Here is a 17,282-nt window from a genome sequence, read left to right as displayed (position 1 = left end):
AATGAACGAAGTTACCACCGCGACGCGACGCGTTGTCATCACGGCCGTTGGTGCGGTGACCGCACAGGGAACGGGCGTCGCGGCCCTGTGGGAGGGCGTGCGCGACGGCCGGGTTGCCATCCGGCCCGTGCAGGGCCTTCCGCTGACCGGATACCGCACGTCGATCGGCGGGCAGGTGCCGGACATGCGCCGCCCCACCTACGACTACCTGGCCGAACTCGGCATCGAGCACCCGGAACCTGCGCTCGACTTCGCCCTGGTCGCCGCCGAGGAGGCCATGGCGGCGGCTGGGATAGCGGTCCCCGCGGACCGCTGGGGTGTGGCGTTCGGAACCTGCAACGGTGGAACGTTCAGCGGCGAGCAGGCACTGCGCCGAGCTCGCCACGGCTCCGCGACGCCGGGCGGCGACCGGCACCTGCTGCTCGTACCGCCGCACGGCCTGGCCGAGGCCCTGAGTGCGGCCTTCGGACTCGCCGGACCTGTCGTGTCGGTCAACACCGCGTGCGCGTCGGGGGCGCACGCGATCGCGCATGCCACGGAGATCATTCGCGCCGGACGCGCCGACGCGATGCTCGTCGGCGGAAGTGACGCCCTCACGGAGTCGGCCTTCGCCGGGTTCGACAGCGTGGAGGCCCTGTCCGAGCGGCCGTGCGCGCCGTACTCGCGGGACCGCGACGGCCTGTCCCTCGGCGAAGGCAGCGGAATGCTCGTCCTCGCGGAAGAGTCGATCGCGCGTGCCGCCGGTGCGCCCATCCTGGCCGAGGTGCTCGGTTATGGCATGTCCGCCGACGGCTATCACCCGACCGCGCCGCATCCGCAGGGCGAAGGCGCCGCGCGTGCCATCCGCGCCGCGCTCGACAGCGGCGGGCTCGTACCCACCGATGTCGCCTACATCAACGGGCACGGCACCGGAACACCGAAAAACGATCCGGCCGAATGCAATGCGGTCCGCGCGGCGTTCGGTGACGCCGCCGACAAGGTCGTCCTGAGCAGCACCAAATCGATGATCGGGCATCTGCTCGGCGCGGCGGGCGCGGTCGAGGGCATCGTCACGGTCTTGGCGCTGCGCGAGCAGCTCGCGCCGCCCACCGCCGGGTCCACCGCGGTCGATCCGCGCTGCGGCCTGGATGCCGCGCCGGGCACCGCACGCCCCGCCGCCATCGGCGTCGCGCTGTCGAACAACTTCGCATTCGGCGGAGCCAACGCCACAGTCGCCTTCCGCAGGCCCGGCGAGCTGTGCGGAGACCCCGCGGCGGGTGACACCGACGCCGTCGTCGTGACGGGGCTGGGTGTGCTCGCGCCGGGAGGTACGAGCGCAGACGAGCTGTGGCAGACCTTTCGGGCTGGGCGCCGGCTCGGACGCGAGGAGCGCGGGCTGCGCGTCGCGCAGCTCGAGGCCGATCTCGATGCGTACACCACGCCGCGGGAACGACGCCGAATGGACCGATTCGGCCGGCTCGCGGTGGCGACCTGCCGCATCGCTCTCGAGGACGCCGGGCTCGAGCCCGACGAGCGGACCGGCGTCGTACTGGGTACCGGAATCGGCCCGATGCGCAGCATCGAGGACTTCTTCTTGCCGACGTTGGCGGGCGGTCCCTCGATGTCCAGTCCCGCCATCTTCCCCAACACCGTCTTCAACGCGGCGGCGGGCCAGGTGGCCATGGTGCTCGGAGCCAAGGGTCCGACGTCCACCGCGACGGCGGCGCACGCCGCAGGCGCCTCCGCCCTGACCATCGCGTTCGACCTGCTGCGCACCGGTAAGGCGGACGCCATCCTCTGTCCCGCCGTCGACGAACTGACCGAACATGTCATCGACGCCTACCGGGGCATGCCACTGTTCGGCGGCCGGACCGGATGGGACTACCTGCTCGCGGAGGGCAGCGTCACGCTGCTGCTCGAGCGAGCGTCGACGGCGGCCTCCCGCGGGGCCCCGATCCTGGCCGAGTTCGCCGGACACGCAACCACTTCCGACGCCCTCGGAATCGGACGTTGGGATCGCTACGGCCACGGTATCGAGCGCGCGATGCGAAACGCCTTGGCCGACGCCCGGATCGATGCCGCGCAGCTCTCGGCGATCTGGACGAACGCCGCCGGAATGCGGGTTGTCGACGGGCCGGAAATACGTGCCATCGACCGTCTCGGCCCCCCGGAGCGCTGCCGGAGGGAAGCGCCCAAACGGGTACTGGGCGAACCGATCGGCGCGGGCGCTCAGCTGGCCGCGGCCCTGGCGACCGCGTCGTTCCGGCACGACACTTCCGCCGGACCCGTCCTGATCAACAGCTCGTCGCTCGGTGGCACGCACACCAGCCTCGTCCTTCACCCACCCCAGAACCGACCGCCCCAGAACTGACGGAGCCACCTCATGTCTCACCCGACCAACCGCCACGTATCGATCCTGGCAACCGGATCGCACCTGCCCGGCGCTCCCATCGACAACCGTGATCTGGAACGACTCTGCGGACCATTGGCGCACGAGGTCCTCGATGGAATCCAAGTGCGACAACGTCATTGGATGATCGATCCCGAAACCGGCGAGCACCGGACCGGAACCGCCGCGATGGCCGCCGCCGCGGCACGGCAAGCTCTCGACCGAGCGGGCCTGCAGCCCGGCGACGTCGACCTGATCGTCATGTCGACGGCAAGCCCCGATTACCCGCTTCCGGTGGCAGGCACCTATGTCCAGGAGTACCTCGGACTGGACCGCTGCGCCGTGATCGAGCTGCGCGCCGGTTGTGTCGGCGCCGTGCAGGGCCTGGATCTGGCCCGGCGCTACCTGGCGGACGGCACGTACAACTGCGCCGTAGTCATCGGCGCTGAATCGATTTCGCCGATGCTTGCCCCGCTGTACCTCGACCAGGACCCCGAGCGAGTGCGGATGCGCGACCGGCTGCCGATCTACACCTTCGGCGATGGCGCGGGCGCGGTGCTGCTGCGCGCGAGCGATACCCAGAAGCCCGCCGCACCGGGATACGTCTTCGCGACCCAGTGCATGGGCGGCGACCGCACACCCGGCATGCAGATCATCGGTGGCGGATCGCACGCCTCGGCCGCCGAACAGATGCGCCGCAAGCGCCCCGTCGAACTTCGGATCGACATTCCTGGCACCACCCGGTTCGGACCGCAGGTCCTGGCCGCCGGTCTTCGGGACCTGCTCGACCGCTCCGGACTGGAGATGGGCGACCTCGACTCCGTCGTCCTGCCGGAAGGCAACGCGGACTACTTCGCCGGCGAGTTCGCGGCCGCGGGCATCTCGGCGCAGGACCAGGCGGCGCTCCAGAAGAGCATCACCGAGAACCTCGGCGACGTGGGCGCCACGGGTTCGGCCGCGGTTCCGCTGGCGCTCGACGATGCCTGGGTGAAGGGCAAGATCAGCCCCGGCCACACCGTCGCGCTGATGGCGATCGAGGCCAGCCGGTATCTCTATGCCGGGCTGACCCTCCCGTGGGAGGCGCCGACGCCATGACCACCACCGAAGAGCTGAACCAGAGCGTCATCCGGAGACTGTTCCACGAACTGGTCAACGCAGGCGATTTCGCCGTGGTGGACGACATCTATCGACCGGATGTCGTCGATCATCAGCCATTACCCGGCGCACCCGCCGGACGCGAGGGGGTGCGGTACACGATCGCCGTGCTGCGCGACAGCTTCCCCGACCTGCACGTGACGATCGACGAGAGCCACGCATACGCCGACCGCGTGGTCATCCGTTACACCTGGCGAGGCACCCACACGCGCGAATTGTTGGGCATCGCACCGACCGGACGCTCCATCGAGTACCAGGGCGTCGCCGAGTGGCGCCTGATAGACGGGCGCATCGCCGACCGCTGGGACCTGGGCATCGGATCCGGCATTCTGCCCGCGCTCGGCCTGGGGTGGCTGGCTCGCGGCCGGCTGCGGGCCGGGAAATTCCGGCCGGCGCGAGCGCGCAGGCGAGCCGAAGGGACACAACGATGACCGGTACTCGCCGAGTCATCGTCGCGGGCGGCGGCATCGGCGGGATGGCCGCGGCGCTGGCCTTGCAACACAAGGGATTCGACTCGGTCGTCTTCGAACGGGCGCAGGCGCTGCGCGACGGGGGCGCCGGAGTCCACCTCTGGACCAACGGGATGCTCGCGCTCGACTCGCTCGGTGTTGCCGACCACCTGCTGAAAAGCACGGTCGCGCAGCAGTTCTGCCACTTCAGCACGTGGCGCGGCGAGGTCATGGCCGCCTGGCGGGTGGGCGAGTTCGCCGAACGGCACGGCCAGCCCACGATCGGCGTCGAGCGCTCGGCTCTGCACGCGGCGCTGCGGAATGCGCTGGGCGGCAGCCAGATCCATGCCGGAGCACGTGTCATCGGCTGCACGCAGGATGAGCGCGGCGTGGCGGTGCGGCTCGCCGACGGGCAAGTCGAACGCGGCGACCTCCTGATCGGCGCGGACGGCATCCACAGCGCGGTGCGCGCCGGGCTACACGGAACGAGGCCACCGCGGTACAACGGCTATATCGCGCAGCGTGGCAAGGCTTTTCTACGTCACGACCTGATTCCACCGGGAAGCTTCAACGCCATGTTCGGTCCCGGCATCCGGTTCGTCTACTACGACGTGGCGCCGGGAGTCGTGCATTGGATGTCGGTAGCCAACGGGCCTGCCGCAGGCCACGACGACCCGGGTGTCCTTCGGACGCTCACCGAACGTCATCGCGATTGGGCCGCACCCGTCGGGGACATTCTGGCGGCGACACCGCCGTCGGGCATCATCCGCAGCGAGGCGCTCGACCGAAAGCCGGACCGGCGGTGGGGCGCAGGCCGGGTCACGCTGCTCGGGGACGCGGCACATCCCATGGCGTTCAACATCGGGCAGGGCGCATGCCAGGCCGTGGAGGACGCCGTGGTGCTGGCCGAATGCCTCGCCTCGGCACCGGCCGATCCGGTATCCGCGCTGCGCGCTTACGAGAAAGAACGCCGGGCCCGGACCGCGCGCCTGCAGCGGGCCGCCTGGTGGCTCGGACGAATGGCGGCGGTGGAGCATCCGGCCCTGGTTCGAATGCGGGAAGCATTCATGCGTTCGACCTATCCGAAACTCCTCTTCGCGGCCGAGCGGAACCAGATGCGCTGTGCCGCGCGGGCGCTGAGCAATTCGGATCAAAAATTCTCGCTACCAACCCACGATTCGAGGGAACGACTATGAAAGCAATTTTCTACCGCACCTTCGGCGATGCGGATGTCATGGAGTACGGCGACCTGCCCGAGCCGAAAATGGGTCCCTCCTCGGTACTCGTTCGGGTCGCGGCGGCGTCGGTGAACCCGCTCGATTGGAAGGCCCGCGAAGGCTTGTACGACGGGTTGATGGACTCGATATTTCCCGTGATCCCCGGCATCGATTTCTCCGGCGTCGTCGAGCGCGTCGGATTCGGTGTCCGCGGCCTTGCGCCGGGCGACGAGGTGATGGGGTGTGTACCGAACGACGAGTACCTGTCTCGGGGAACCCTCGCCGAACTGACATCCGCCCCCGCGCGCTGCGTGGTCCGAAAGCCGTCGTGTTTGAACTGGTTCGAGGCCGCCGCGCTCCCGCTGGTCGGGTTGTCCGCGTATCAGAGCATGAAGCACCTCGCCGTGCGGCGCGGTGAGGTCGTGCTGGTGCACGGAGCCGCAGGTGGAGTGGGTTCGATGGCGGTCCAGTACGCGCTGAGTCTCGGCGCCCGCGTCATCGGAACGGCCGGCCACCACAACCACGACTTCCTCCGTTCGCTGGGAGCCGAGCCGGTCGGCTACCGCCGCGGACTGACGGAATCGGTCGCCGCACTCGCTCCCGGTGGCGTCGACGCCGTGCTCGACGCGTCCGGTAAGCGGACGCTGCGCACCGTCGCACCGCTGCTGAAGGCGGGCGGGAGGCTGGCATCGGTTGCCGATCCCGCGGTGCGCTCGGCAGGCGGCACGTACGTGTTCGCCCAGCCGATCTCGACCGATATCCGGGAAATGGTCGCGCTTGCCGAAGAGGGAACAATGCACGCGCAGATATCGGCCGTCCATCCGCTCGAGAATGCGGTCGATGGTTTTCGCGAGAGCCAAGCCGGTCATACCCGCGGAAAGATCGTCGTGGCTGTCGGATGTGCACCGCCCGAGGTTTGATATCGCGGTTACCGTTGCGATCTCAACCAGCTCGATAATCCGTAGTATCAACCACTTTGACAATTTGCTGAACCCCCCCAAGGTGATGTCATTCCACCCCTGAGGGTGATGCATCGGACGTCGGCGGGATGGACGATTGACGCACCGCAATTCTCCATTCGGAAGGCATAATCCCAGTGAGTATCCCGAACGTCTTGGCCGAATCCGACGCCGTCGACGAAGCGACCGGACGGCGTCCACTGCCGCTTCCACAGGAAGCGAGCATTGCTCGTCGACCGCGGAGCACGATTCGGCAGTTGGCGGACTGTTCCGCCGCGACTCGCCCCACTGTCGTCCCGTACGGGTGGGCGAACACTACTCGGACGTACGGGCACACGCTCGGGGGTGAGACGGATGGGTGATGTACGCACTCCTATAGGTGCAGTCGCACGGCCCTGCCTCCTGATCGTCATCGGCGGATTCGCGGTCTTCGGCGGTCTCACGCCGGACCTCGAGGCGCACGCGGCTCCCACTCCGCCCGCATTTCACCAGCAGTGGCCGCAGCAGCCGGCCAGACAGCCGGGTGGGCCCGGGCCGGGACCGGGCGGACCTGAACCCGTCGGACCGGCGCCCGCCGGACCGGAACCGGTGGGACCGGGCGGGCAACAGCAACAGCCAGGGCAACAGCAGCCAGGGCAACAGCAACAGAATTCGCCGTGGGCAAACCCGAGCGATCCGTCGAGCGGGGGCGGGGGCAATCCGGATGGTCGGCGCGGGGACGATGTGGGTCCCCCGGACGCCAAGGCCGATCCGCCACCCGAGCAGGGACGCGGAGGACAATCCGACCCACCACCCGACCAGGGACGCGGAGGCGGAGGCGGAGCATGGCCGCCGCCCGGCGAGAACGGCGGAGGACAATCCGACCCGCCACCCGACCAGGGAGGCGGAGGCGGAGGCGGAGCATGGCCGCCGCCCGGCCAGGACGGCGGAGGCGGGGGCAATTCGGATGGTCCGCGCGGGGACGATGTGGGTCCCCCAGACGACACGGCCGATCCGCCGCAGGAGGATCCAAAGAAGGATCCGCCCAAGGAGGATCCGGTCGTCGTTCCACCGGTCGTCGAAAACCCACCACCGGGTGGTCGCGACACGGAGCAGCAGCCGCAAACGCAACAACAACCGCAGCAACAACAACCGCAGCCGCAGCAACAACCGCAACCGCAGCCCCAGCCGCAGCCGGTGCAAGAGCCGCGTCAGCAACAGCATCAAGAGCCGCAACAGCAACAGCCGCAACAGGAACAGCCGCGACAGGAAGCGCAGCAGCCGCAGCGACAACAGCCCCAGGATCCGCCGCAGCCGCAGCAGGAAACCAGCCAGGCGGTCCCCCCGCCGCTGCCGCCGGTTCGGCAGCCCGGTGGTGCGCTGCTGCTGAGCGCACCGGCCGTGGCCCCGGGTGAGCCCGTTTCCGGTTCGGGCTACGGCTGCCCAGCCGGAGCCACAGTGGACATGGCCGTCGGCGGCGCACCGGCCGGCGCGACCGTCGCCGACGAGACCGGCGCATTCCAATCCCGGCTGGATACGGGTTCGATCCCGGTCGGCCACCACCAGGTCACCGCGGCGTGCGGACCGGTACTCACCGCGGCGCTGGACGTCGTGCTGGCCAGCAATGTCGACGCAGCGACCTCGACGCTCGCCGTGATCGCGTTCTTCGTGCTGATCGGGGTCTTCGTTTATACACGGCGGCTGCTGAGCCCGCCGCCGCGACCAGAGGAGCGATAGTGAAAACCCTTGGCATATTCATCGCGCTGGTCGTGTTCAGCGTGCTCGCACCCGCATCCGCACCGGCGCAGGCGGCAGCCGATTCCGTCGGCCTTGCGGTCCGCATCAACGGCCGAGACATCGCCACGGCGACCGAGGCCGATCCGATTCGCCTGGACCCCAACGGTTCCGCGGCGGTGGACGTTGATGTCACCAATGAGGGAAACGATCCGGTCACCGTCCGGCGCATCGAACTGTCCGGCCAAGTGGCCGGGCTCACGCTCTACTCCTTCAGCACTTCGGTGAATCTGACCGTCCTACCGAAATCGACCGGGCGACTCAGCTATTCGCTCGAGATGTCCGGTTTGGCCGAACAGGCAACAGGATTGATCAGCGGATCGGTGACGGCATTCGACTCCGGCAACACTGTGCTCGGTAGCACCGCGACCGTCACCGACGTGCGTGGCTCGCTGCATTCGGTATACGGCCTGTTCGGGCTGGCGCTGTTGGTCCTCACGCTGGTGGCGATCGCCGATGCGGCACTGATGGTTGCCCGGCACCGGATGGCGGCCAACCGCTGGCAGCGCGGCATGCGCCTCATGGGGCCGGGACTCGGCATCGGACTCGTGCTGGTGTTCTCGCTGTCGGCGCTGCGATTCTGGGTGCCGAGCGCCGAACGGTGGGTGCTCGTCGCACTGGTCGTCACGGGCGGGTTCTTCGTGCTCGGTTACCTCACCCCCACCCCGACGACCGCCGAAGAGGAAGCGGCCGAGCGGGAGGAGGAAGAGGCCGAACTCGAGGAGGAGGACGAGCGCGAGCAGCGCACCGTGCCGGTCGGTTTCGAGGTATCGGGCCGATGACTACCGATCCGATAACAACCGATGTCGACCGGATCGCCGCGGCGCTGCCCGCCTACGAGATCGGCGGCCAGTTGGGGAAGGGGGGCTGGGGTGTCGTCCTCGCAGGCAGGCACCGCGGCCTCGACCGCGCGGTCGCGATCAAACAACTCCCCTCGACCTTCGCCGCCGACCCGATCGTGCGCCGCCGATTCGCCTCCGAGGGCAGGATGCTCGCCTCGCTGGACCATCCGCACGTGGTTCCGGTCTATGACTACGTCGAAAGCGACGGGCTGTGCCTGCTGGTCATGGAATTGTTGCCGGGCGGCACCGTGTGGAGTCGATTCACCGGTGACGGGTTCGACGCGCCGTCGGCGGTCGCCGTCGCGCTGTCGTGCGCGGCGGGGCTGAAGGCGGCGCACGATCGCGGCATCCTGCACCGTGATGTCAAACCGGAGAACCTGCTGTTCGCCGCCTCCGGGGCGCTCAAGGTGACCGATTTCGGCATCGCGAAGGTGGTCGGCGGCGACGAGACCATGGCCACCAAAACCGGCGAGGTGATCGGCACACCGTCCTACATCGCCCCCGAGCAGGCTCGCGGAGGCGAGTTGACCCCGGCCACCGACGTCTACGCCCTGGCGACGATGCTCTACGAATTGCTTTCCGGCTCCTTGCCCTTCCCCGCAGGGACGGATGCGCTGGCGACGCTGTTCATGCACGCCTTCGACGAGCCGACGCCGTTGGGTGAGGTCGCTCCGAATATCCCGGAGCACCTCGCGGATGTGGTCATGCGCGGTCTGGCTACCGATCCGGCGCAGCGGTATCCGACGGCCGAAGCGTTCGGAATCGCCCTCGCCGAGGCGTCCACCGAGCCATGGGGGCCGGGTTGGCTTGCTGCCCAGGGCATTCCGGTGATGGGTGCGGAGACGATCTCCGCCGCGGCGACACGCACGACCGCCCCGGTAGCCACGACCGTCGCTGCGCGCTCCTTCGCACACGGGCCGACCGCGCCGGCCACGCCGACCGTGCGGCCCGTGCCGGCCGAGCGTGCACAGGGCGCGCGCCTGGCCGATGTCGCCGAAGCCGACCTGATCCCGGTCAAGGAGGTGGTGAAGCTGCGGTCGCCCCGGGTGCCACTGCTGACGGCGGCGGGCCTGACGCTGATCGCGCTCGCCGTCGCGGTGATCGGCCTCGGCTCGCCGAGCACCGGCGGGACCCTGCCGCCAGGAGCTGCCACGGTCGGCGGCGTCGATCCCGCCTCCGGCGAAAAGATCGAGATCGACCTGAACCAACCGGTGGTCGTCAGCGCGGCCGGGCCGCCCTCCGCCACCACGGCCGAGCTACGGCTGAAGGCGCTGGGAGCCACGGTCGCTCAGCAGAGCGCCCCGCTGGTCCCGGAATCCGGCCGCAGCGTGGCCACGCTGCCCCCGCTGGGCGGCCGGTACCTGCTCGCAGGCGAACTCACCGGTGAACTGGCGCTGACCGAAGCGGGCGTGCCGCCCGCCACGTCGAGCTTCCCGGTCAGGACGACGCAGCCGGCGATATCCACCGCCGCCGCGGTCGGCGTCGCGGCGCTCATCTTGTTCGCGCTCGCGTATCTGGAGTCGTTCCTGCGTTCGCTACGCCACCGCCGACGTCGAGTGTCCGGCGGTGTGGGCGTTCCCGCGAGCGCGGGTCTGGTCGCGGTCGGGATGGTGGGCGCCGTGTGGATTCTGCTCGGCAAGCAGCCGACGATCGCGACGTTGGTGACCGCGGCGGTGTTCGGAGCGCTGGCAGGCGTCGCGGGAGCCGTCGGCGCCTGGCGGATCGGACAGCGTCGACGCTATCGCCGCAAAGCCGAGATCAAAAGTCGTGCTCGCTGACGATTCCGCTGTTCATGGCTCGCTCGACGAGCTTGGCCCGCTTCTGATTCTGTGGGAGATCCTCGACACCGAACTTTCCGAACAACGCTCGCATGTGGGTCTTCACCGTCTGGTCGGTCACGAAGAGTTCCTTGGCGATCTGCTGATTCGATGCCGGAGTGGCATACGTGGCGTTGTGCTTGAACGGCCTGCACAGCGCGACCAGCACGGCCATCTGCGCGTCCGTCAACGACCGTCGCGTCGGCATGCGTTGGGAAGAATCGGCTTGGGTTTTCGCACTGGTCGCCCGGCGGCCCAGATCCAGATAGGTCAGCACCGTGTTGCCGATCCGGATGCTGTCCCCTGTTTGCAGCCGATGGCGGCCGGCGAGACGTTCCCCGTTGACGAACGTGCCGTTCCGCGACAGCCCGTCGTCGACGATGGTCCACTGCCCGCCCATCTGCTCCACCGTCGCGTGCAGCCTCGACACCTGTCCATCAGCGGTCAGGGCGATATCGGCCAGAGACGATCTGCCGACCGTCACCCGCGGCACATCGCCGGACAGGGTCACACCCCGGCGATGCCCATGATCGTCTGTGTATGTGAGGCGCGGCTCAGTAGAATCCCAGGTCATGGCCATTCCCTTTACCGATACACGGGGGCTTTGGGTACTCATATTCTAGTTCTTCGCCCTACGGTGCGAGCCTTCGACGGCGACCGCGACGCGGTGCCGGTGTCACTGCCGCGAGGCGGCCAGCCTGCCCGCTCGTGGGACGCAGTGCACGGGCCGCCTCGGGCAAACAATGGCAGACTCGAAGCCGACATTCCCGACTCGATCAGAGGTACCGATGCCGCACAGCCGTTGGATTTCCCGTAGCACCCCGCTGGTGGCCGCCGTGTTCGCCGCCGCGACACTGGCCGCGTGCGGGACGAACGGGAACCCCGAGCCCACCGGTAGCACGGGATCGACCACGTCGGCGCCCGCCTCGGCCACCACGACCCGCGCCCAGGGCACCGGCACCCAGAAGCCGACGGTCGAGGTCACCGACGCCGCCGCCAAGCAGCTGTGCGACGCCATCCGGCCCGAGCTGTCCAACTTCCGGGTGCAGGGTCCGACGCTGGGGCGGGTCGGCCTCAACCTGATCGTCCACCCGTGGGGTCTGCAGAACGGCATCGACGTGCTCGGCAACAAGGCCGTCGTCGACACCGTCACCCTGAAGAGCTGCCCGGACGTGCGCCAGCAGGCCATCGAAGCGCTGGAGACGCCCGACCTGGCCTCGATCATCGTGGGCCTGTGATGCGCACCCTGTACCCCCCGATCGAGCCGTACGAGTCGGGCCTGCTGGACGTGGGCGACGGCCAGTCGGTGTACTGGGAGGTCAGCGGCAATCCCGAGGGCAAGACGGTGGTCTTCCTGCACGGCGGCCCCGGCGGCGGCACCGCCGGGTTCCACCGGCAGTTCTTCGATCCCTCGGCCTATCGCATCGTGCTGTTCGACCAGCGCGGCTGCGGGCGCTCCACGCCGCACATCGCCGACGGCGCCGATCTCGCGCACAACACGACCTGGCACCTGGTCGCCGACATCGAGGCGCTGCGCGAACATCTCGGCATCGACCGCTGGCAGGTGTTCGGCGGCTCGTGGGGCTCCACGCTGGCGCTGGCGTACGCGCAGAAACACCCGGAACGCGTCACCGAACTGGTGTTGCGCGGCATCTTCCTGTTGCGACGCAAGGAAATCGACTGGTACTACAACGGCGCGGCAGGCAACGTCTACCCGGACGAGTGGGAGAAGTTCCTGGCGCCGGTGCCGGAGTCCGAGCGCGACGGCGACCTGGTCGAGGCGTACCACCGGCTGCTGCACTCCCCCGATCCCGAGGTCGCCACGGCGGCCGCGATCGCGTGGTCGGTGTGGGAGGGCGCCACCAGTTCGCTGCTGCCGCACCCGGATCGGGTCGCCGAAACCGGTGAGCCGCGGTTCGCGCTGGCGTTCGCGCGCATCGAGAACCACTACTTCCGGCACGGCGGTTTCCTGACGGATGGGCAGCTGCTGCGGGATATCGGCGTCATCTCGCATCTGCCCGCCGTGATCGTGCAGGGTCGTCACGACATCGTCTGCCCGGCGGTGAGCGCCTGGGATCTGCACCGCGCGTGGCCCGGTTCGCAACTGCACATCGTCGACGACGCGGGCCACGCGGCCAACGAGCCCGGCATCGTCGACCGGTTGGTCCGAGCCACCGACGGTTTCGCGAAGGTGGGCTGAGCCATGGTGGTCGCTGCCGGGGACGCTCTGATCGCCGCGCTGCGCGACGACGTCGACCGGCTGCTGTCCGCCGAGCCCGACGTGCGCGCGGACGCACCGGATTCGGTCCATCAGATGCGGGTCGCCACCCGGCGGCTGCGCAGCGTGCTGCGCTCGTATCGCAGTCTGTTCCAAAAGAATCCGGCGGCCGAGGTCGGCGCGGAGCTGAAATGGCTGGCCGGTCTGCTCGGTGTCGCCCGTGACGCGGAGGTGCGGGCCGACCGCTTCGCCGACCTGCTGCACGACCTCGGCGACGTGCCGGACGCCGAGACGGTGGCCGACCGGCTGGTGACGGCCGAACGCGCGCGCTACGACGACGCGCACGCCGAAGTGCTCGCCGCGCTCGACACCGACCGCTACCGCACGCTGCGCGAACGCCTGACCCAGTGGCGCACCGACCCGCCGCTGCGTCGCGCCCGCGCCGCGGCGCCCGCGACGGATTTCTTCGGCGTGGTGTTGCTGCGCGACCACGAGCGGCTGGCCGCGCTCATCCTGCACGAGCCGACAGTGCCCGGCGCCGAACGCATCGAGACGCTGCACGATATCCGCAAGAGCGCCAAGCGTCTACGGTATTCGTGCGAGGCCGCCGAAGAGGTCATCGGCGACTCCGCCGCTGATCTCGGCACGCGTGCCAAGCGCCTCCAGACCGTGCTCGGCGACCACCGCGACGCGATCGAGTCCACCGACGCGATCATCGAACGGGCGGCGCAAGCCGAAGCGGCGCGCGAGGACACCGCCAGCTACCGCCGCCTCATCACGGCGGAGACCGCCGCCGCCAACCACGCCCTCGCCCGCTACCCCAAATCCGCGGAAGCTCTGTCCACCAGCCTCTGGTGACCGCGCGGCCCGTCCACACGCCTCGCAGCGGATTCGACCGCCGCGCACCGCGGAAACGGTCTGCCAGGATTCAGGCGACGAAGGCGAAGCCGATCTTGCGGGTGACCGGGTCGGCGCGGGTCAGGCGGACTCGGACGGCCGCGCCTTCGGGCGGTGTCCCGGTGCAGGGACCGAGCACCGGCGGGTCGGCGATGAAGACCTCCGCGGGGCGGTTGCCGTTGGCCTCGCGCACGACGACGGCGTCGAACTCGGCGTCGGGGCGTTGCGCGAGCAGGCTGGCCTCGGTGAGGTCGATGCAGGCCCGGTCCACCTTGCCCGCGACGCCGTCGGTGCGCCGCATGGTGTCGACGGTCGGATCAAGCCCGGCCCGAACCCATTGCGGCACCGGCACGCCCGCGCAGTAGGCCAGGCAGATCTCGGTGGCGAAGCGGTCGGCGAGGCGGCGCAGCGGGGCCGTCACGTGCGCGTAGGGGGCGCCGATCGCGCTGTGCGCCAAGCTCTCCGGCGCCGATCCGTTCACCACGGTGTAGGCGGCGCCGCGCAGCAGACCGGTGGCCTCCGACATGAGCACCAGGGCGGCGGGAGAGTTGGGGTCGAGCCCGGCCAGCATGCGGCCCACCGGCTGATCCGCGGGCCACGCCACACCGAGCGCGGCGGCGGTGCGGCGCAGCGACGCGATGGCGGATTCGGCGGGCGGCGGCATGGTGCGCAGCAGACCGATCCGCCGCCCTTCGCTGTCGGCGCCGTCGAGCATGATGCGCGCCGCGCACATGCCGGTCAGCAGGGAGACCTGCTCGTTCCAGTCGTCGGCGGCCGTGCGCGGCTCGAGGACGAGCCGCCAATGTCCGTGGTTCGTGTCGTCGCGGACGACGCTCTGGGCGGGCAGTCGCAGCCCGATCGCGCCGCGGGCCAGCCCGGCCTCGATGCGCCGCGTGCCGAATTCCGGCAGGGCCGCGATCGAGGGGTGCAGCGTGCCCGCGTCGGCGTCGGCTTGGACGCCCGCGTAGTCGAGTCGCGCGCGGGAGCGGACGGTCGCGCGCACCACCGAGTAGTCGCGTGGTTCGGCGTTCTCGTCGAGTTCGATGGTCCACAGGGCCGCTGGCCTGGTCTGCTCGGGCAGCAGGCTCGCCGCGCCCTCCGAAAGGACGGGCGGATGCAACGGCACCGTGCCGTCCGGGAGGTAGAAGGTCTGGCCCCTGGCGCTCGATTCTCTGGCGAGCGCACCGTCGGGGGCGATGACGGCGCCGACGTCGGCGATCGCGTAGTGCAGGGTGAAGCGGGAGCCGTTGCGCTCCAGGTGGAGGGCCTGGTCGAGATCCATGGCCCCCGGGGGGTCGATCGTCACCAGCTCGATGTCGGTGCGATCGATCCGGTCGCCCGCGAACGCGTCCACCGCGTCGCGGGCTTCCACGGAGGCCTCGGCGGGGTACGCCGAGGCCAAACCGAATTCGGATCGGATGGCGCCGAAATCCACCGGCGCCGAGATGATCCGCTGGTGCAGTTCCACGTGGAAATACGTTACTGCAATGCCAGCATCGTGCCGTTCAGCTCGTTGAACGGACCGAACACCGTGAACGTCACCCGACCGGTCGGATAGGTCGACGACAGGTCGGCCGCGGCGTCGAGCGCCTCACCGAACGATGCCGCGGACGGGTGCGGAAGACCGGCGATCGCCAGGCCGAAATTGCTCTCGGCCACCCACTTGGTGTCGGCGGGGCTGAGGTCGACCTGCACCCCGCCGGGAAGCGGAGTCAGCGCGACCGCATTGGCGGACCCGGCGCCGAGGGCGGCGAAAACCGATGCGGCCCCGGCGATGAGCGCGCCGGCGACCAATGAACGAACTACCCGCATAGAGTTGAGACCTGCTTCCGCAATCGAAGTATGAATCGGCCCGCTGGTGCCCGGCACCGGGCCTTGCCAACGGCGACTACTGTATGACGTCGGTCACGTCTAGGCCAGTTACGTACAAATCACCCGGCCCGGCTCGTCGTGTCGCGCCGGACTGCTACTGTTCGGGGCCGGTGCGGGCGCTGATCTCACCGCCCATTCCGAAATGACACCGTACGTCGACAATTGGGAGCTGTGCACTGATGTCATCGATCATCTTCGACTACCTGATGCCCCTGCTCGGTCCCGAGCAGGCCGCATATTGGGCGCAGGTTTTCATGGTCGATCCGACCTGATCTCACAGAGAACGACACACGCCGGTCGCCTTCCGTTAACCGCACGGAAGGCGGCTTTCGTCAGGTGCCACTAGCATCCCGCACCGTGAGAAGAACTTCCGCCGCCATCGCGGTCAGCACGACCCTCTTCGCCCTGCTCGTGGCAGGTTGCGGCAGCGACGACAAGGACACCGCCGCGCCCGCCGCCACCTCCGCGGCCGCCTCCCCCGCAGGCCAGCCCAACAGCGCCGCCGTGCCGGACAGCGCGAAGGCGGGCATGTTCGTGGTGAGCTACCGCAGCGCCTTCCCGAAGCTGGCCGATGGCCGCAGCGACGCGCAGGTCGCCGACATCTTCACCGGCACGTGCAAGGACATCAAGGACGGCAAGGCCGAGGACGCCGCCGTCCAGAACATCGTCGACCGCACCAAGTCCGGCCAGACCGCCGCGACCAAGGAAGAAGCGCAGGCCATCTACACCACCGCCAAGTACCTCTGCTGACCCCTCGATGCGGGCCGCACGTCCCGGCGCGCGGTCCGCTCAGCGGACCGACCGATGGTCAGCGATCCGCTTGCCAGTGCTTAATCGAGACGCCGCTTCGCTCCGCGAGTGACAACCTGCCCGCGAAGTAGCGGCAACCCGGTTGATCGACGAGTCGAGGGGAGAAGTATGAAACGCACCAGCCTGCGCACTGCTTTCGCAGCAGCGGCCATCACGACGTCTCTGATTCTCGGTTCCGGCGGGGCGATCGCGGCCCCAGATCACGCGCCCGTCGCGCCCGTGACCGAGTTGGCTCCCGCACTACCGGTCCAGCCCGCCGGACTGGGGTTGACCTTCGCGTGGCTCGGCCCGCTCGCGCCGGTCGTCGCGGGCTTCCTCTGCATACCCACGGTCCTGGTCCCGCCCGCGTTCCCAGTCTGCTTGGTCTGATTCACCGAGTTCTGGCGAGTGCATTCGGCGCCCGCGATCACGCGAATCGCGGGCGCCGAGTGCGGCGGACGAGTTGGTCTGTAAGCCGGATCCTGTTCCCGGTTCACACCGGGCGGCGACCATCCATCTGGGCACACCGTCGCCGGGTGCCTCGAGCGGCCCACCCGCAGGCTCGGGCGAGCAGCCCTCGAACGCCTGCGCAGCCGCACTCCGGGGAGTGCGACCTTCGACCTTGCTCCGGGCGGGGTTTACCGAGCCGCCCCGGTCACCCGAGGCGCTGGTGCGCTCTTACCGCACCGTTTCACCCTCACCGCGCGCCCCCGAAGGGACGCGGGCGGTCTGTTCTCTGTGGCACTGTCCCGCGGGTCACCCCGGGTTGCCGTTAGCAACCGCCCTGCTCTGTGGAGTCCGGACTTTCCTCGGCGACGGGCGGCGGCACAGTGTGCCCGTTCCCATCGCCGCGGCCGCCCGACCAACTCGTCCGCGCGTGCCAGGATACTCCCCGTCCGGTGGACAGCCGCTCGCGCCAGTACGGT

General features: G+C 69.4%; 17 protein-coding genes and 1 other RNA gene. 13 read left to right on the top strand and 5 right to left on the bottom strand.

Annotated features, from left to right (window positions below):
* Nucleotide 1: 1 nt before the first annotated feature.
* Genes AC3EO7_RS09090 through AC3EO7_RS09070 form a run of 5 tightly spaced genes read left to right on the top strand, consistent with a single transcriptional unit; the run spans nucleotide 2 to nucleotide 6,109 of the window.
* Nucleotides 2–2,350, top strand: a complete 2,349-nt coding sequence (locus AC3EO7_RS09090) for a beta-ketoacyl synthase N-terminal-like domain-containing protein (RefSeq protein ID WP_435590960.1) — start codon at nucleotides 2–4, stop codon at nucleotides 2,348–2,350.
* Between the two features lie 12 nt (nucleotides 2,351–2,362).
* Entirely contained in the window at nucleotides 2,363–3,463 is a 1,101-nt protein-coding gene (locus AC3EO7_RS09085) for a 3-oxoacyl-ACP synthase III family protein (RefSeq protein ID WP_431963190.1), read from the top strand.
* Complete coding sequence (locus AC3EO7_RS09080; RefSeq protein ID WP_435590959.1) at nucleotides 3,460–3,954, top strand: ester cyclase; 495 nt, start codon at nucleotides 3,460–3,462, stop codon at nucleotides 3,952–3,954. The genes AC3EO7_RS09085 and AC3EO7_RS09080 overlap by 4 nt, the downstream gene beginning before the upstream one ends.
* Nucleotides 3,951–5,168, top strand: coding sequence for an FAD-dependent oxidoreductase (locus AC3EO7_RS09075; RefSeq protein ID WP_435590958.1), 1,218 nt, complete (start codon nucleotides 3,951–3,953; stop codon nucleotides 5,166–5,168). Before AC3EO7_RS09080 ends, AC3EO7_RS09075 begins: the two co-directional genes overlap by 4 nt.
* Nucleotides 5,165–6,109: an NADP-dependent oxidoreductase gene (locus AC3EO7_RS09070; protein ID WP_435590957.1), complete on the top strand. Its 945-nt coding sequence runs from the start codon at nucleotides 5,165–5,167 to the stop codon at nucleotides 6,107–6,109. The genes AC3EO7_RS09075 and AC3EO7_RS09070 overlap by 4 nt, the downstream gene beginning before the upstream one ends.
* Before the next feature lie 354 nt (nucleotides 6,110–6,463).
* On the opposite strand, the gene AC3EO7_RS09065 is transcribed toward AC3EO7_RS09070, so the two are convergent.
* Nucleotides 6,464–7,420: a hypothetical protein gene (locus AC3EO7_RS09065; protein WP_435590956.1), complete on the bottom strand. Its 957-nt coding sequence runs from the start codon at nucleotides 7,418–7,420 to the stop codon at nucleotides 6,464–6,466.
* Between the two features lie 165 nt (nucleotides 7,421–7,585).
* Here AC3EO7_RS09065 and AC3EO7_RS09060 point away from each other — a divergent pair, with 165 nt between their 5' ends.
* The 3 genes from AC3EO7_RS09060 to AC3EO7_RS09050 are packed head-to-tail and all read left to right on the top strand — an operon-like array spanning nucleotide 7,586 to nucleotide 10,541.
* Nucleotides 7,586–7,864 (top strand): hypothetical protein, encoded by a 279-nt coding sequence (locus AC3EO7_RS09060; RefSeq protein ID WP_431963180.1) that lies wholly within the window; start codon nucleotides 7,586–7,588, stop codon nucleotides 7,862–7,864.
* A complete protein-coding gene (locus AC3EO7_RS09055; RefSeq protein ID WP_435590955.1) occupies nucleotides 7,864–8,703 on the top strand; it encodes a hypothetical protein in 840 nt (279 codons plus the stop codon). Before AC3EO7_RS09060 ends, AC3EO7_RS09055 begins: the two co-directional genes overlap by 1 nt.
* Nucleotides 8,700–10,541, top strand: coding sequence for a serine/threonine-protein kinase (locus AC3EO7_RS09050; protein WP_431963176.1), 1,842 nt, complete (start codon nucleotides 8,700–8,702; stop codon nucleotides 10,539–10,541). The genes AC3EO7_RS09055 and AC3EO7_RS09050 overlap by 4 nt, the downstream gene beginning before the upstream one ends.
* Here the strand turns inward: AC3EO7_RS09050 and AC3EO7_RS09045 are convergent.
* Nucleotides 10,522–11,154, bottom strand: coding sequence for an FHA domain-containing protein (locus AC3EO7_RS09045; protein ID WP_435590954.1), 633 nt, complete (start codon nucleotides 11,152–11,154; stop codon nucleotides 10,522–10,524). The genes AC3EO7_RS09050 and AC3EO7_RS09045 overlap by 20 nt on opposite strands.
* A gap of 214 nt (nucleotides 11,155–11,368) precedes the next feature.
* Between AC3EO7_RS09045 and AC3EO7_RS09040 the strand changes: the two genes are divergently transcribed.
* From AC3EO7_RS09040 to AC3EO7_RS09030, 3 genes are read left to right on the top strand one after another with little or no spacing between them, the layout of a single operon-like run.
* A complete protein-coding gene (locus tag AC3EO7_RS09040; protein ID WP_435590953.1) occupies nucleotides 11,369–11,818 on the top strand; it encodes a hypothetical protein in 450 nt (149 codons plus the stop codon).
* Entirely contained in the window at nucleotides 11,818–12,780 is a 963-nt protein-coding gene (pip, locus tag AC3EO7_RS09035; RefSeq protein ID WP_431963588.1) for a prolyl aminopeptidase, read from the top strand. The genes AC3EO7_RS09040 and pip overlap by 1 nt, the downstream gene beginning before the upstream one ends.
* Before the next feature lie 3 nt (nucleotides 12,781–12,783).
* Nucleotides 12,784–13,656 (top strand): CHAD domain-containing protein, encoded by an 873-nt coding sequence (locus AC3EO7_RS09030; protein WP_431963170.1) that lies wholly within the window; start codon nucleotides 12,784–12,786, stop codon nucleotides 13,654–13,656.
* Between the two features lie 70 nt (nucleotides 13,657–13,726).
* Here the strand turns inward: AC3EO7_RS09030 and AC3EO7_RS09025 are convergent, their stop codons facing one another.
* On the bottom strand, nucleotides 13,727–15,163 hold the full coding sequence (locus tag AC3EO7_RS09025) for an RNB domain-containing ribonuclease (RefSeq protein WP_431963168.1): 1,437 nt from the start codon (nucleotides 15,161–15,163) through the stop codon (nucleotides 13,727–13,729).
* Between the two features lie 11 nt (nucleotides 15,164–15,174).
* Nucleotides 15,175–15,507: a hypothetical protein gene (locus AC3EO7_RS09020; protein ID WP_431963166.1), complete on the bottom strand. Its 333-nt coding sequence runs from the start codon at nucleotides 15,505–15,507 to the stop codon at nucleotides 15,175–15,177.
* Nucleotides 15,508–15,924: 417 nt separating this feature from the next.
* Between AC3EO7_RS09020 and AC3EO7_RS09015 the strand changes: the two genes are divergently transcribed.
* Together AC3EO7_RS09015 and AC3EO7_RS09010 are read left to right on the top strand one after the other, a co-directional pair.
* Nucleotides 15,925–16,317 carry a hypothetical protein gene (locus tag AC3EO7_RS09015; protein WP_431963164.1) on the top strand — a complete coding sequence of 131 codons (393 nt, stop codon included), beginning with the start codon at nucleotides 15,925–15,927 and terminating at the stop codon, nucleotides 16,315–16,317.
* Nucleotides 16,318–16,485: 168 nt separating this feature from the next.
* Entirely contained in the window at nucleotides 16,486–16,746 is a 261-nt protein-coding gene (locus tag AC3EO7_RS09010) for a hypothetical protein (protein ID WP_431963162.1), read from the top strand.
* A gap of 65 nt (nucleotides 16,747–16,811) precedes the next feature.
* Here AC3EO7_RS09010 and rnpB read toward each other — a convergent pair.
* Nucleotides 16,812–17,226: RNase P RNA component class A (rnpB, locus tag AC3EO7_RS09005), an RNA gene on the bottom strand.
* Between the last annotated feature and the right edge of the window lie 56 nt (nucleotides 17,227–17,282).

This window comes from Nocardia sp. bgisy118 (assembly GCF_057708605.1).
Note: the sequence above shows the minus strand (reverse complement) of the source record. Positions and strands in the feature narration are given on the sequence as shown.

Bases quoted from the DNA above. Each gene is read 5' to 3' on its own strand.
- AC3EO7_RS09090 (WP_435590960.1), top strand. From the start codon at position 2: ATGAACGAAGTTACCACCGCGACGCGACGCGTTGTCATCACGGCCGTT.
- AC3EO7_RS09085 (WP_431963190.1), top strand. From the start codon at position 2,363: ATGTCTCACCCGACCAACCGCCACGTATCGATCCTGGCAACCGGATCG.
- AC3EO7_RS09080 (WP_435590959.1), top strand. From the start codon at position 3,460: ATGACCACCACCGAAGAGCTGAACCAGAGCGTCATCCGGAGACTGTTC.
- AC3EO7_RS09075 (WP_435590958.1), top strand. From the start codon at position 3,951: ATGACCGGTACTCGCCGAGTCATCGTCGCGGGCGGCGGCATCGGCGGG.
- AC3EO7_RS09070 (WP_435590957.1), top strand. From the start codon at position 5,165: ATGAAAGCAATTTTCTACCGCACCTTCGGCGATGCGGATGTCATGGAG.
- AC3EO7_RS09050 (WP_431963176.1), top strand. From the start codon at position 8,700: ATGACTACCGATCCGATAACAACCGATGTCGACCGGATCGCCGCGGCG.
- AC3EO7_RS09045 (WP_435590954.1), bottom strand. From the start codon at position 11,154: ATGACCTGGGATTCTACTGAGCCGCGCCTCACATACACAGACGATCAT.
- AC3EO7_RS09040 (WP_435590953.1), top strand. From the start codon at position 11,369: ATGCCGCACAGCCGTTGGATTTCCCGTAGCACCCCGCTGGTGGCCGCC.
- pip (WP_431963588.1), top strand. From the start codon at position 11,818: ATGCGCACCCTGTACCCCCCGATCGAGCCGTACGAGTCGGGCCTGCTG.
- AC3EO7_RS09030 (WP_431963170.1), top strand. From the start codon at position 12,784: ATGGTGGTCGCTGCCGGGGACGCTCTGATCGCCGCGCTGCGCGACGAC.
- AC3EO7_RS09020 (WP_431963166.1), bottom strand. From the start codon at position 15,507: ATGCGGGTAGTTCGTTCATTGGTCGCCGGCGCGCTCATCGCCGGGGCC.
- AC3EO7_RS09010 (WP_431963162.1), top strand. From the start codon at position 16,486: ATGAAACGCACCAGCCTGCGCACTGCTTTCGCAGCAGCGGCCATCACG.